This window comes from uncultured Flavonifractor sp. (assembly GCF_944383115.1).
Classification (GTDB): Bacteria; Bacillota; Clostridia; order Oscillospirales; family Oscillospiraceae; genus Flavonifractor.
Map to the genome: position 1 here is coordinate 40085 of NZ_CALWOJ010000006.1, position 13720 is coordinate 53804.

Annotated in this window: 12 protein-coding genes; 3 read left to right on the forward strand and 9 right to left on the reverse strand. The window is 59.9% G+C overall.

Features of this window, described 5'->3' with window-relative positions:
- Positions 1-60: 60 nt before the first annotated feature.
- Positions 61-1737 (forward strand): recombinase family protein, encoded by a 1677-nt coding sequence (locus Q0K43_RS01595; protein WP_297288813.1) that lies wholly within the window; start codon positions 61-63, stop codon positions 1735-1737.
- A 77-nt stretch (positions 1738-1814) separates the two neighbouring features.
- Here the strand turns inward: Q0K43_RS01595 and Q0K43_RS01600 are convergent, their stop codons facing one another.
- Complete coding sequence (locus tag Q0K43_RS01600; RefSeq protein WP_297288814.1) at positions 1815-2267, reverse strand: hypothetical protein; 453 nt, start codon at positions 2265-2267, stop codon at positions 1815-1817.
- Positions 2268-2357: 90 nt separating this feature from the next.
- Positions 2358-4988 carry a cation-translocating P-type ATPase gene (locus Q0K43_RS01605; RefSeq protein ID WP_297288815.1) on the reverse strand — a complete coding sequence of 877 codons (2631 nt, stop codon included), beginning with the start codon at positions 4986-4988 and terminating at the stop codon, positions 2358-2360.
- 330 nt (positions 4989-5318) lie between these two features.
- Between Q0K43_RS01605 and Q0K43_RS01610 the strand changes: the two genes are divergently transcribed.
- Both Q0K43_RS01610 and Q0K43_RS01615 read left to right on the forward strand, forming a co-directional pair.
- Positions 5319-5762 (forward strand): hypothetical protein, encoded by a 444-nt coding sequence (locus Q0K43_RS01610; RefSeq protein ID WP_297288816.1) that lies wholly within the window; start codon positions 5319-5321, stop codon positions 5760-5762.
- Positions 5755-6507, forward strand: a complete 753-nt coding sequence (locus Q0K43_RS01615) for a 4Fe-4S binding protein (RefSeq protein WP_297288817.1) — start codon at positions 5755-5757, stop codon at positions 6505-6507. The genes Q0K43_RS01610 and Q0K43_RS01615 overlap by 8 nt, the downstream gene beginning before the upstream one ends.
- Positions 6508-6576: 69 nt before the next feature.
- Here the strand turns inward: Q0K43_RS01615 and Q0K43_RS01620 are convergent, their stop codons facing one another.
- From Q0K43_RS01620 to Q0K43_RS01650, 7 genes are read right to left on the reverse strand one after another with little or no spacing between them, the layout of a single operon-like run.
- Positions 6577-7464 carry a PP2C family protein-serine/threonine phosphatase gene (locus Q0K43_RS01620; protein ID WP_297288818.1) on the reverse strand — a complete coding sequence of 296 codons (888 nt, stop codon included), beginning with the start codon at positions 7462-7464 and terminating at the stop codon, positions 6577-6579.
- 17 nt (positions 7465-7481) lie between these two features.
- A complete protein-coding gene (locus Q0K43_RS01625; protein ID WP_297288819.1) occupies positions 7482-8780 on the reverse strand; it encodes a DUF6382 domain-containing protein in 1299 nt (432 codons plus the stop codon).
- A 13-nt stretch (positions 8781-8793) separates the two neighbouring features.
- Positions 8794-10086, reverse strand: a complete 1293-nt coding sequence (locus Q0K43_RS01630) for a WG repeat-containing protein (protein WP_297288820.1) — start codon at positions 10084-10086, stop codon at positions 8794-8796.
- 12 nt (positions 10087-10098) lie between these two features.
- Positions 10099-10791 (reverse strand): prepilin peptidase, encoded by a 693-nt coding sequence (locus Q0K43_RS01635; RefSeq protein ID WP_297288821.1) that lies wholly within the window; start codon positions 10789-10791, stop codon positions 10099-10101.
- Complete coding sequence (locus tag Q0K43_RS01640) at positions 10788-12191, reverse strand: TadE/TadG family type IV pilus assembly protein (RefSeq protein WP_297288822.1); 1404 nt, start codon at positions 12189-12191, stop codon at positions 10788-10790. The genes Q0K43_RS01635 and Q0K43_RS01640 overlap by 4 nt, the downstream gene beginning before the upstream one ends.
- 32 nt (positions 12192-12223) lie before the next feature.
- A complete protein-coding gene (locus Q0K43_RS01645) occupies positions 12224-12916 on the reverse strand; it encodes a hypothetical protein (protein ID WP_297288823.1) in 693 nt (230 codons plus the stop codon).
- A 31-nt stretch (positions 12917-12947) separates the two neighbouring features.
- Positions 12948-13640 carry a hypothetical protein gene (locus Q0K43_RS01650; RefSeq protein WP_297288824.1) on the reverse strand — a complete coding sequence of 231 codons (693 nt, stop codon included), beginning with the start codon at positions 13638-13640 and terminating at the stop codon, positions 12948-12950.
- Positions 13641-13720: the final 80 nt, after the last annotated feature.

Here is a 13720-nt window from a genome sequence, read left to right on the forward strand (position 1 = left end):
TTTCTTTGAATATGATATAATATAGATGATGATAAAACGAACTTTTTGGAGGTAGCCAGTATGGACATACATACCGCACGGCAGCAGCTCAAAACAAAATCTATCTATGACATTCCTATGCGGGTTACCTACTACGCCCGTGTTTCGTCCGAGAAAGACGAACAGCTCAACTCCCTGGGCAACCAGATTTCCTATTATGAGGACTTTATTAAGAAAAATCCCAACTGGACTTATGTAGAGGGCTACATTGACGAGGGCCTTTCCGCCGCCACCACCAAAAAGCGAGAGAATTTCCACCGCATGGTGGACGATGGGAAAGCGGGCGTTTTTGATTTCATCATTACGAAAGAGATTTCCCGTTTTGCCCGTAACACCCTGGATTCCATTCAGTTTACCCGTGAACTGCTTAACGCCGGGGTGGGGGTATTCTTCCAGAACGATAATATCAACACGTTGGACGAGGACAGCGAGCTGCGCCTTACCATCATGTCCGGTATCGCTCAGGACGAGCTGCGCAAGCTGTCCAGCCGTGTCAAATTTGGTCACGCCCAGGCCATCAAGAAAAATGTGGTGCTGGGAAACAGCCGAATTTTTGGATACACCAAAGACGGCGGGCGGCTGGTGATTGACCAGGACGAGGCTCCCATGGTACGGGAACTGTTTGAACTGTACGCCACGGGACAATACAGCATGAAGCAGATCGAAACCCTGTTTTGGGCAAAGGGCTACCGCAACCACAACGGCAAGAAGATCGCCCACACCACCATGTCGGGCATGATTTCCAACCCCAAATATAAGGGTTACTACGTGGGTAACAAGGTGAAGGTTATTGACCTGTTTACCAAGAAACAGAAATTCCTCCCCCCGGAGGAATGGGTCATGTTCAAGGACGAGACAGGCGAGATTGTCCCGGCTATCGTGGATGAAGAACTTTGGGAACAGGCCAACAAGGTATTGAAAAAGCGGAGCGAGGACGTAAAGGGGCGGCAAGGGATATGTAACCACGCCAACCTCCTAACCGGGAAACTGTATTGCGCCGACTGCGGCACGGCCTACTATCGCCGGGAGTCCAAAGATAAGCAGGGAAACAAAAACAGCAAGTGGGTATGCAGCAACAAAATCAAAAGCGGGGCTGACGCCTGCGCCTCTTTCCCTATTTATGAAGAAGAATTAAAGCCCTTACTTTTTGAGGTGTTCCAAGAGACAGAGGCAGACGCTGAGGCATTGATTGAGGAATATATTGAGATGTACAAGTCCCTGGCAGACGGCGGAGACACCGCAAAACAGATTGACGCTCTCCGGGATCAGGCAGACTTAGCACGAAAGAAAAAAAGTAAGCTGCTGGGCTACAATGCCGCCGGTCAGCTCTCCGACAAGGACTTCCTCGCCATGAATAAGGAGTGTGACAAGGAGATCGAGGAGGCCGAGCGGCAGATTTACGAGCTGGAACAGCAGCAGCTTTCCAAAGAGGAATTCAAAAAGCACATCGACACCATCCGCCGGGTGCTGCATGACGCCAAACGGGACGCCGCTCAGGGGATTATCAACAAGGATTTCATCGACAAGTATATTGACAAGATTTTTGTCACCCCGGAGGCGGACGGCACCATGCGCCTGCAAATCAAGATTTTTACCGGGGAAACTACGGACAAGTACCTCTCTAAACTCAGAGGTCGTACGGGTCACACGTTGAAGAAGATGATCCAGGCCTACGAGAACGGTATGGCTGGCAAGTAAGACGCCATCCATCGGGATAAAAGCCCCGTCATACAACAGGAGCCGCCGGTCGTTTGACCGGCGGCTCCTGTTCTTTTTTAGATCCGGGGCAGCTTTTTCCACCGCTCCGGCGCTTCCTCCGGGCTGTACAGACAATCCGCCGCCAAACAGCGGTATGCCTTTCCCCGGAAACTGACGGTATCTCCCATCTGGTACCCGTCGCCTTCCCCCGCAGGGCGGCTCCACAGCGGCAGGCCACGGCTGTCGGTACCGATGGGTTCGTAGAGTTCCAGCGTGCGCTCCGGCGGCAGGTGGACGCTGGCGCGGTGATCCAAGGTCACCTGATAGAGCTGCGGGTCTCCCACGGCGTTGGTACCCCAGCGGAGGTAGTCCCCCGTCTGATAGACTGCGCCCGGTACAAATTCCGGAAAGACCCAGGGCACTTCCAGGGCCTGAGACGGTTCCAGCTGCGCGGCAAACATCTGCAGCAGCCGGCAGAACTGCCGGGCCTCACTCTCACTGCCAAACGGAAACAAAGCACGCTCCCACATGGGCCATTCCTCCCCTTCTCTACTTATGGCGCAACACCGGCGTGGGTTGCACGCCGCAGTACACCGACGGGGAGAAAAAACAGTCCAGGCTCAGTTTCGGCCCTTACCCAGGCCGGCAATAATCTTCACGATCTGGATCACCAGGGTGGGCAGGAACGCAAGGCCCGCCACCTGGCCCAGGTGGATCAAGCGGAAGGAGGGGGCCACCATGAACAGGCCGTTCAGGCCGGGCACAAACAGCACCAGCATCAGCAGCACCACACCGGCAAAAAAGGCCATGACGGAGTAGGGGTTGCTGGACAGGCGCAGCCGGAAGATGGACTCGCTGCCCCGGCAGTTGAAGCCGTGGAACAGCCGGGCCAGGGTGAGGGTGGAGAAGGCCATGGTGGAGGCCAGCACGGCGTCTCCGCCCTGATAGCCCAGATAGAAGGCGATCATGGTGACGATGGCGATGAGCAGGCCCTGGCCGCCAATGCGGGAGAGCAGGGACTTGTTCAGGATGGGCTCCTTGGGGTCTCTGGGCTTCTGGTCCAGCAGGCCCTGGCGGGCGGGCTCCATGCCGATGGCAATGGCGGGCAGGGAGTCGGTAAGCAGGTTGATAAACAGCAGATGCACCGGCTGGAAGGGCACCGGCAGAGCCATCAGGGAGGCGTACAGCACACAGAAGATACCGGCAGTATTGCCGCTGAGCAGGAATTGGATGGCGTTTTTGATGTTGGCGTATACGCTGCGGCCGTTGACCACCGCCCGCACGATGGTGGCGAAGTTGTCGTCGGCCAGGATCATGGAGGCGGCGTCCTTGGACACCTCGGTGCCGGTGATACCCATAGCAACGCCGATATCCGCCTTCTTCAGAGCGGGGGCGTCGTTGACGCCGTCGCCCGTCATGGACACGATGTTGCCCCGGCGCTGCCAGGCGTTGACAATGCGGATCTTATGCTCCGGGGACACCCGGGCGTATACCGAGATCTTCTCCAGGCGCACATCCAGGTCGGCATCGCTCATCTGGTCCAGTTCCACGCCGGACACCGCCTGGTCCCCGTCCCGGAAGATCCCCAGCTGGCGGGCGATGGCGGAGGCGGTGACCTTGTGGTCGCCGGTGATCATAATGGTGCGGATACCGCCCCGCTTGGCGTCGGCCACCGCCTGAATGGCCTCGGGCCGGGGCGGGTCGATCATGGAGATGAGGCCGATGAAGGTGAATTCGTTCTCGTCTTCCAGGGTCAGGGGCCGGACGGCCTCCAGCTCCCGGTAGGCAAAGGCCAGCACCCGCAGGCCCTCCATGGACAGTTCCATATTGATCCGGGCGATCTCCTCTTTCCGTTCGGGGGTCAGCTCCACCCGGCCTTCCCGGGTCAGCAGCCACTTGGAGCGGTCCAGCAGCACATCAATGGCGCCCTTGGTAAAGAGGGTGGGTGTCCCGTCAATGTCGTGGAGGGTACTCATGAGCTTGCGGTCGGAGTCAAAGGCCAGTTCACCCAGCCGGGGGTGCTGGGCGCGGTAGGACTCTTCGTCCACGCCGAACTTCTCCCCCAGCATCACCAGGGCCACCTCGGTGGGGTCGCCGATGGAGGCGCCGGTCTGCTCGTTGTTGGTGGCGTCGCTGGCCAGCAGGGCGGCCTTGAGGAGCAGCCGCTGTACGTCGTTGACCAGCTCCAGGTCGTCTCCCTCCAGCAGGGAACCGTCGGCGTACACCTTCTGGGGGGTCATTTTATTCTGGGTCAGGGTGCCCGTCTTGTCCGAGCAGATCACCGACACACAGCCCAGGCTTTCCACCGCCTTCAGATCCTTCATAATGGCGTTCTGCTTGGCCATCTTCTGGGTACCCATTGCCAGTACGATGGTGACGATGGAACTGAGAGCCTCGGGGATGGCGGCCACCGCCAGGGCCACGGCGAACATGAGGGAGTCCAGCACCTCCATGCCGGTGCGGAAGATGGACAGGGCAAATACCACGGCGCAGATGGCCAGGATCACCACCGCCAGTTTGGCCGAGAAGTTGTCCAGGCTCTGCTGCAGCGGGGTTTTGCGCTGCTGGGTCTGATTCATGAGGGCGGCGATTTTGCCCAGTTCGGTGTCCATACCGGTGGCGGTGACCAGCACGGTGGCACGACCATAGGTCACCAGAGAACCGGAGAACACCATATTCTTTTGGTCGCCCAGAGCCACCTGGTCGGCGTTTATGGCGTCGGCGGCCTTATCCACCCCTTCGCTCTCGCCGGTGAGGGAACTCTCATTGACTTTGAGGGAAAAATTCTCCAGCACCCGGCCATCGGCCACCACCATGTCCCCGGCCTCCAGCAGCACGATGTCGCCGGGCACTACGTCGGCGGAAGGAATCTCCACCCGCACGCCCCCACGCAGCACCTTGGCACTGGGGGAGGACATGGCCTTCAGGCTCTCCAGCGACTTCTCCGCCTTCAGGTACTGGACGGTACCCAGGACGGCGTTGAGGATGAGTACCGCAAAAATCACAATGGTACTCTCCACATTTTCCGACAGCGCGGAGATGATTGCCGCAATGATGAGGATGATCACCAGCAGGTCCTTGAACTGCTCGGCAAAGACCTGGATCACGCTCTTCTTCTTGCCCTCGGACAGCTTATTGGGGCCGTATTGCTCCGCCCGGCGGCGGGCCTCCTGCTCACTCAGGCCGTCCGCCCCGGCCTGCTGGGCTTCCAGCGCCTGCTGGACGGTTTTTCGGTAATATACCTCTGCCATGTAGATCCTTCCCTTACAATTTACTTTCCGGCGAAGAGTAAAAGAAAAAAGACCCTTCGCCAACCGCCGAACATTCCCGGCAGTTGTCGAAAAGTCTTGTTACCCACAGGGTGCATACCGCCAGGCCGGTAAGAGAGCCGTGGTGTTGACGGTATGGCTTTAAACTACTCCCTTTTCAACTGCGGTCATCATAGCATAGTTTCAACGGCAAGTCAATCTTATTCTGGTAGGATGCCCGAAAATTTCCGCCGCTATGCCTTCCCGCCGTTGACGGACTACCGCCCCATCCGGTATAATTTGGAGAGAAAACAGGCCGAAAGGAGCCCACCCATGAAATCTACCATCGTAAAGTTCCTGCTCAAGACCGCCTGGATCCTGGAGCTGGTCATCGCGCTGTTTATCTTAATGGTCACCGTGGTGCAGATGGTGCTGACAGGAAAGGATTCTCTCAACTATTTGACCCTGGGCCAGTTCAGCCTTAACGACTTTTTTATCAGCACCATGAATATCGTGGTGGGCCTGGAGTTTGTGAAGATGCTCATCCTCCATACCCCCCGGGCGGTCACCGACGTGCTGCTCTTTGCCATCGCCCGGCAGCTGGTGGTCAGCCACTCCAGCTCCATGGACGCGCTGCTGGGCGTGGCCGCCGTGGCCCTGATCTTCCTCATTAAAAAACTCCTGCTCTCCCGGGAGGATTCCATCCCGCCCGCCGATATCCTGCAAAAGTTTATAGGCAACCGTGCAGAGAAAGAGGAGGCGTCTCACCATGAATGACCGGCACTGGCTCTCCGCCCTGTTCAGCCCCACCGGCGGCACCGCCGCCATCGCCAAAGCAATCACGGGGGGCGCCGGGCAGGTGGTGGACCTGTCTGTTCCCGCGCCCGACACGCCCGTTCCCGCCTCTGCGGTCATGCTGGCCGCTGTCCCGGTATTTGGCGGGCGTATCCCCGCCGTGGCCCTGGATCGGCTGGCCGCGCTGCACGGAAGCGGACCTGCGGCAGCCGTGGTGGTCTACGGCAACCGCGCCTACGAGGACGCGCTGCTGGAGTTGTGCGACGCTCTGACCGGCGCAGGTTTTCAGGTCATTGCCGCCGCCGCCTTCGTCGCTCAGCACTCCATTGTCCCCGCCATTGCCGCCGGCCGTCCGGATGAGAGCGATCTGGAGGCCGCCGCCCGCTTCGGCCAGGCGGTGCTGGACAAGCTGGCCCAACCTGTTCCGCCCACGCTGGTCACTCCGCCGGGAAATCTCCCCTACAAGGACTGGAAGGGCGTCCCCTTCCACCCCGCCGCCGGTGAGAGCTGCATCGCCTGCGGTCTGTGCGCCTCCCGCTGTCCGGTGGGGGCCATCCCGCCGGGACAGCCCGGCCATACCGACCCGGAGCGGTGCATTACCTGCATGCGCTGCGTCTCCCTCTGCCCCCGGAAGGCCCGGGCCATCCCCGCCCCCGCCTTCCAGGCCACCGCCGCCATGCTCTCGGAAAAGGCCGCCGCGCCCCGGCAGCCGGAGTGGTTCTTGTAATCTGCTTATGGTAAGACCCGCCCACCCTGATGGATCAGGATGGGCGGGTCTTTTTGCCCTGTGGGACGCCTAGGGCTGGTTGATCCGGCCCCACAGCTCCTCTGCTTCGGGCTGTATTCGTTCCCGCTTGCATAACAGACGGATGGTGCTTTCCAGGTCTATGGTATCTTCCATAGCCGCGTTCTGCTTGCCCATACGGATGGTCACCGCAGTGATGTTGTCCCGCTCGCCCCGGGACTTGACGGTCTCGCCCAAATTCCGCAGCTGTTCCTCCAGGTCCTCCCGGCAGGGAAACCGCCTTGGCTGGAGGGCCTGGCACAGTTCCTTTTCCTCCAGCACGTTCCGGAATCCATCGGTACACAGCAGGTACACGCTGTCCGGTACCTGGGCGCTGGAGTAGTAGTCCGGCTTTGCCCCCGCTTCCGCGCCAATGCAGCGTATCAGAATGTTCTTCCGCCGGTCGTGCCGGGCGGCTTCCGGGGTGAGCAGGCCCCGCTCCACCTCCTGCTGGACCAGCGTATGATCCCGTGTCACCTGGCGCAGCTGCTTGGCCGCCATATGGTAAAGCCGCGTGTCCCCGATATTCATGGCATAGGCCCGCCCCTGGGCCAACAGCAGCACCGTGGCGGTGGTCCCGATGCTGGTCCCTTTAGCTCCCGCATAGTCCAGCAGGCCCAGGTTGGCCTTGTTGGTGATCTCTCCCCACTGTCTGAAAATGTCCGCCTCTGTCAGGCCACCGGTCATCAGCTGGGACATACTGGCCTGAAACCAGTCCAGAAAGGCGCATACCACCACGCTGCTGGCGATCTCGCCCTCCGACATGCCGCCCACTCCGTCGCACACAATGGCGATGGCGCTCTCATCCAGGCCGTTGCTGACGATACGCAGGCCAAAGGCATCCTGATTGATGTTTTTTCGCGTGCCCACATCCGTGTACGCACCGGCTGCAAGCGCCATGCTCCATCGCTCCTTTCCTACCGAAGTTCAAACACAAATTCCTCGTTGGCCAGGAAAAAGTGGGTGCCGTGGAAGATCTGGCAGGGCTGGCCCGGCACCAGGCGCTTGCCGTCCACATAGGTATGGTTCTTGGAGTTGTTGTCGGTCAGCCAATACCCCTGTTCATCCTGCTGGATGTCCGCATGGCTGCGGCTGACCGCCGCGTTGCCCGTAATGCAGAAATCGGCATAGGACGGTTCCTTGCCCAGTCGATAGGGCAGCCGATCCACCGGCTGGGCCGTGCCGGTGTGCAGGCGTATCAGCCAGGGCTTGCCTGCCACGGCTGAGCTGCCCGCGCCCATGACCACCGTCTCCTCCGATACCAGGTCCACCACAGGCACGCCGCCCGCCGGCGCGGCCTGATAGACCGGGCGGGCTGCGTTCTGGGGCTGGGCGGCCGGAGCGGACACCCGCTCCGGCGCGGGGGAACTCACCTCCGCCTGCTGGACAACAGGGGCCTCCATACCGGGCACCTGGAATCCCAGGTCGGGCTGGGGCGCGGCTCCCGCCTTCTGCTTGCGCTCCTTTTTGGGGGCGGAGGGCTTCTTCTCCCGCTTGCCGCCGAACAGGCCCTTCTTTTTCTCCGGCTCCGGCTGGGGCTGCGGCGGAACGGGCTGAGGCCGAGGGGGCTGTTGGGGGGCCGGCTGGGGCCGCTGCTGCGGCGGCGCGGACTGGACCGGCGCCGGGCCTGCCTGAGGCCGGGGAGCCGGCTGCTCCTTTCCGGGCGCGCCGTCCAGCATTTTCTTCAGCCGGTCATGGAACTGCCGATAGCTGCCTCCGGCAGGCTGGTTCATGATGCTGATCAGCTCCGCCACATAGCTGCGGTCCTCATGCTCGTCAAACACAGTCTTGAACAGCAGCTCCCGGAAAAAGGCCAGCAGATCCGGGCCGGCGTTGTCCTGCGCCACGGGAAGGCAGAGCAGAAACGGCATTCCGTCGGACACGGATATGTAAATATACTCCGGATCAAACACCAGATCGCTCTGGCGGATCAGATACTCCTTGGCGTGATCCACCCCGTCCAGAATACCCAGCATGACCTGGAGCAGCGTGTTCCGCCGGACCGGCCTGGAAAAATACTGCTTAAGCGGGATTTTCGAGGTGATGTTGTAGCTGATGATTCTCCGGCCGTCCACCTGGGCCGCCGAATAGGGCAGCAATCCCTCAATATTGTTGCGCAGCAGCATTCCCGACACGGTGCTGTCCAGCTGCTTCTCCTCCAGCGAGCAGGTCAGAAAGGTACACGCTTCCCGCTGTTCCACCACAAAGTCCAACATCTCCACCAGCCTCCTATACCAACAGTTTTATAAAGTACCACGCGCCGCCGGACTCCACCGGCGCGGTCTTGTAGGACGAGAAGGGCCCCGCAGCGTCAAACTGGGGCTCGATCACCACCCGCAGGTTGTGATCCATATAGCCCCACGCGCCATCCACCTGTACGGCGGCCAGGCCCGCGCTGTAGGAATCGGCGCCCTCCCATTGAGGCTCCGCCGACCAGGCCCCTTCCGTGTTCACAAAGCCCCACTTCCCGTCCACACACACGGCGGCGGGCTCGGTATCGCTGTAGAAGGGCCGCGCTTCGTCAAAGGTCAGCTCGGAGCAGGCCTCGCCCTTGGTGTTCACCAGGCGCCACTGACCTGCGGACTTGACAAAGATCACGCCCGCGGTGGAACACAGGCCGTCCGTGTCCCGTAGCACATCCTCGTACAAGTCGGCGCACACCGCCTCCCCCGAGGTGTTAATGAGCTGCCAGCTGCCGTTGGTCTTTACCGCGGCCACCCCGCCGGCAAAACCGGTGGCATCCTCGTAGGGGCCCAGGCGCACCGTGCCGATCCGGTCCACAAACAGGGCCTGCCCGTTCCGGACGATCACACCCAGCCCGTCGTGGAAGGGATAGGCCTCCTCAAAGGGCTCCTCCAGCACCACATACCAGGTTCCGTCGGCTTTCAGGAAGCCGCACCGCTCTCCGTCCCGGGCGGCGGCCAGGTCGCCGTTATAGGGGGTCACCATATCATAGAGGGTATTGCCTATGATATAGCCGGTACTGTCCACCAGGCCCATCCGGTCCCCGTCGGATACGGCGGCACAGCCGTGGAGCATGGGGGTTACGCTGTCATAGCTGCCCCGCATGGCGTAATACTCAAAGGCGTGGGCGTAGTAGAGCTGCTGCAGAGTATCCGAACCCGCCTCTGCTTGGTAAGCCTGACGCACCACCTCCACGCAGTCGCTGTGGGCATCCACGCTGTCATAATATCCCGCCAGCGCCTCATAGCCTCTGCTGTCCTTGGGATAGACCGCGATCATCTCCTCCAGCGTAGCCTTGTAAGTGTTGGTCAGTCCTGCTTCCCGGTACATCTCCGCCATGGCCAGGCGGGCCTCCGGACTGTCCTGCAGGGCGATGATCTTACTGTAACAGTCGGCGGCCAGGCCGTATCCGCCCCGGGCGGCCTGTTCCTGGGCCAGCTGCTGGTATTGGGCGATCTTTGCCTGGGTATCGTCTGGACGAAGCAGCGTCAGCATTGTGACCGCCCAGCCGCCCAGCAGGCACAGGACCACAACGCCGGCAACGATGATTTTTTTCATAGACACGTCCTCCTATACACCCAGCAGCATCATCAGGACCATCCCCGCAAAGGCGAAGGGCCCGATGGGGACCTGGCTTTTCCGGTTGAGCTGCCGGCGCAGCAGCAGCACAATACCGTATAGCGCCACCAGCAGCACCGAGAGAAAAATCAGATCGAACACGCCCGTCCAGCCCAGCACCATACCCAGCACGCCAAAGAGCTTTACATCGCCCATGCCGATCCCGCCCTTGGTCAGCAGCGCGCATATAAGGAAGACGCCGCCGCCCATCGCCAGGCCCAGCAAAAGCTCTTTCAGCAGGGGTACCGGCGGGGCGCTCATCAGAACCTGGGCGGCAAAAAAGCCCGCCGCGCCCACACATCCGCCCAGCACCAGGCTGTTGGGAATGACCTGAAATTTTTTGTCCACCAGCGCCGCCACCGCCAGATAGTCAAAGCAGAACAGCATCTGGAGGCTGTACAGCAGCGGTCTCTGATAGAATAGCAGTTGCAGCAGCAGCAAACCGCCGCCGCCCACCAGGCAGATCCCGCCGCAGAGCAGGGCGCTGAACCGATCCACTTTCTCTGCTTTTGGGGGGAGCGCCTGCCCGGTCTCTTCCCCGCCGGCGGACAGATGTTGGCTCCGCACGGCAACCTCTCTGCCGCAGCACAGGGCCGCGGCGGCGGCAAAGAGCAGAAGCAGGCACACAGACACTGCAATGGTCATGATGCGTTTCCTCCCTCGCCCTTGGATGAGTTGCCGCCGCCCGTGACCACGCGGATGCTGACGGTAACAGTACGTTCTCCCTCCGCCTGGCTGCTGTTCAGCTCCTGGGCGGCCTTGTTTGCAATCTCCTGGATATGTTCTTTCCGGTCGGCGGCGTTTTCCGGGATGACTACCAGCAGTTCCACCCCAGCCGGCTGGTTGGGATCAATGGTGTGGGTGGCGCCGTCGTCGGTGGACAGGCTGTCCATTCGGGTTACTTTTTCCCTGGTCTTGGACGCGCTTTCCTTGATCCGGCTCTTGATACCGCTGTCCTTTTGATAGCTTGCGGAAAACACGTCCATAGCCGTGCAGTTATAGAAGGTATTGTTGGTCGCATGATAGCCGTAAATGCCGGTCTCCTCCGAAACGAAGCCCACGCCCTCATACTCAGAGCGCACCAGTTCCTTCATAGCCGCCCCTTTGACAAGGTTGTTGGTCTCGTCCCAAATGTTGGTTCTCTCCGGCGAGGGAGAGGGTTCCGGCGTGCCGGAGGGCTCCGGGCTGGGGCTCTCGGACTCCTGGGGCAGGGGCTCAAATTTCTTCACGTTGGCGTCGCCGCCCAGCCATGCTCTGGTGGAGGCGCTCTGTGCAAAGGTGGCGGTCAGCCCGTCGTAGAGGCCGGGAAAGATCTTTACCTCATAGGTCACCACCAGGTTCACATCCTGGCTGGTGCCGCCCAGGATGGAGGACCAGTTGAAGTTCAGCCCCTCCAATCCGTCCACCACGCCCATACCCTTCAGCCATCCATCTGCGCCGTTCTCCACACCGTTTCCAATGTACTTCTGGCACATGGATTTGCCGAACAGGCCGCCCAACACCCGGCCCTTGACCGTATCCAGGCCGGTACCTGCGGTCAGCGCAGCCAGGCTGCGGGCAAAGGAAATGGGATCGTCGCCCACCTGGGACACCAGGCCTTTCAGGCCGTCGATCTGCTCGACAATGTTTTTTCCTTCCGTCTCTATGGTCTCGGCCTGCTCTTTTAACTTGTCCATGAGGTCGCCTGGACTACTGGAACTTTCGCCGTCACCGGGGTCAGTGCCGCTGATGGCGTTAAAAATGGCTTCCACACCCTTGACGGACTGGTCCAGCCGGTTGCCAGCATCGGACAGGGCTTCTTCCGCTTGTTCGCCGCTGCCCTTGATGTCCTGTTCCAGATCGTATAGTCCGGTGGAATAATACAGGTATGTATACTGAGAAATATCCAGCGCCGCCATATTGATGCTGTATTGCACCGCCGCCTGAACGCGGCTGACCCGGATAAAAAACAGCAGTCCCAGCATGGCAAAAATAAACAGGGTCAGCGAAATGGAGGCTTCAATGGAAATGGAACCGCGCTCCCCCTTTTTTCCCTGCCGTACCATCGGACTTCACCTTCTTTCCTCTCTCTGAACAATTACTCCGCGGGGCCGTCCTCGTAGGTATAGGCCATCTCGTCAATAATGGCGGCCATCACATCTAGTTTATCCTGCGCATCACTCATATCAATGCCAAAAAGTAATACAGGAGTTTCACTGCCCAAAATACAATAGCCAACCATACCTACTTCCCAAGGGGTATCCAAACCTTCTTCATCATATGTAAAAACACAGGTGCCCTCATGCCTAACTGCTTCTAGTCCGTCAATCTCACAAGCCGTCGTAGTGTACGTCCAATCTTGTATATGAAGACCGTAGAGATACCCCATCATTGACTCAGTTTTTCCCTTTTGGAGTTCCGCCAAGGCATGCTCGGCGGTGTCAAACTGGGCGGTGTCGTAGGCGTCACCATCCTGCTTCTCGTTGTAGTGGTTGATCAGCACTACGGCGCGATTATCATCTCCACCGCCCCTTTGGATAAAGTAACCAACACCTACTACGTCTTCAGTCTGGAGTACCGGGGTCTTGAGTTTAAAGCCATAATAATCATCTACATAGTCCCGGTACATCTTGACCCCGGTGTCGATGCCGGAGGAAGGAGGGGCGGAGGGACTCTCCTGGGCGGGCGTACTGGGCTGGGCGCTGCCGCCGGCGGGGACGGGATTTCCGCCGCAGGCGGACAAAAGCAGGGTAAAGGACAGGGCGGCGGCGGCAAGTCGTTTGGTTTGCATGGTTGGTATCCTCCTTTCTATGGGAGAATAATCACTCCGCGGGGCCGTCCTCGTAGGTATAGGCCATCTCGTCAATAATGGCGGCAAGGACTTCCATCTTGTCCTGGCCCTGGCTCAAATCAATGACGCAGAGCAGCACAGGGGTCTGGCTGCCCAGGATACAGTAGCCGGTCACGCCCACTTCCTGCCATTTCTCCGGCTCGTCCTTGTGGCGGCCTATGGTATAGGTGCCCTCATAGCGCACCGCCTCCAGACCGTCGATCTCACAGTCGGTAGTGGTGTAGGAGGAATCCATCACATGCTCACCGTACAAATAACTTAGCATTCCATCCACCTTGTCCTGGTGGAGTTCCGCCAGGGCATGCTCGGCGGTGTCAAACTGGGTGGTGTCGTAGGTGTCCCCGTCCTGCTTCTCGTTGTAGTGGTTGATGAATACGATGGCAGCATTATCGTCTCCGCCGCCACGCTCAATAAAGTAGCCCACACCCGCTGTGTTTTCGCTTTGGAGTACCGGGGTCTTGAGTTTAAAGCCATAAAAATCGTCCACATAGTCCCGGTACATCTCGACTCCGGTGTCGATGCCGGAGGAAGGAGGGGCGGAGGGGCTCTCCTGAGCGGGACTACTGGGCTGGGCGCTGCCGCCGGCGGGGACGGGATCGCCGCCGCAGGCGGACAACAGCAGGGTGAAGGACAGGGCGGCGGCGGCAAGTCGTTTGGTTTGCATGGTTGGTATCCTCCTTCAAAATCAATAGCCTTTTATGGTCTCATAGTGATATTTCCAAAGGCCGAGGCCTGTGGAGCCGT

Coding starts and splice junctions, on each gene's coding strand:
- Q0K43_RS01595 (WP_297288813.1), top strand. CDS start 61: ATGGACATACATACCGCACGGCAGCAGCTCAAAACAAAATCTATCTAT.
- Q0K43_RS01600 (WP_297288814.1), bottom strand. CDS start 2,267: ATGTGGGAGCGTGCTTTGTTTCCGTTTGGCAGTGAGAGTGAGGCCCGG.
- Q0K43_RS01605 (WP_297288815.1), bottom strand. CDS start 4,988: ATGGCAGAGGTATATTACCGAAAAACCGTCCAGCAGGCGCTGGAAGCC.
- Q0K43_RS01610 (WP_297288816.1), top strand. CDS start 5,319: ATGAAATCTACCATCGTAAAGTTCCTGCTCAAGACCGCCTGGATCCTG.
- Q0K43_RS01615 (WP_297288817.1), top strand. CDS start 5,755: ATGAATGACCGGCACTGGCTCTCCGCCCTGTTCAGCCCCACCGGCGGC.
- Q0K43_RS01620 (WP_297288818.1), bottom strand. CDS start 7,464: ATGGCGCTTGCAGCCGGTGCGTACACGGATGTGGGCACGCGAAAAAAC.
- Q0K43_RS01625 (WP_297288819.1), bottom strand. CDS start 8,780: ATGTTGGACTTTGTGGTGGAACAGCGGGAAGCGTGTACCTTTCTGACC.
- Q0K43_RS01630 (WP_297288820.1), bottom strand. CDS start 10,086: ATGAAAAAAATCATCGTTGCCGGCGTTGTGGTCCTGTGCCTGCTGGGC.
- Q0K43_RS01635 (WP_297288821.1), bottom strand. CDS start 10,791: ATGACCATTGCAGTGTCTGTGTGCCTGCTTCTGCTCTTTGCCGCCGCC.
- Q0K43_RS01640 (WP_297288822.1), bottom strand. CDS start 12,191: ATGGTACGGCAGGGAAAAAAGGGGGAGCGCGGTTCCATTTCCATTGAA.
- Q0K43_RS01645 (WP_297288823.1), bottom strand. CDS start 12,916: ATGCAAACCAAACGACTTGCCGCCGCCGCCCTGTCCTTTACCCTGCTT.
- Q0K43_RS01650 (WP_297288824.1), bottom strand. CDS start 13,640: ATGCAAACCAAACGACTTGCCGCCGCCGCCCTGTCCTTCACCCTGCTG.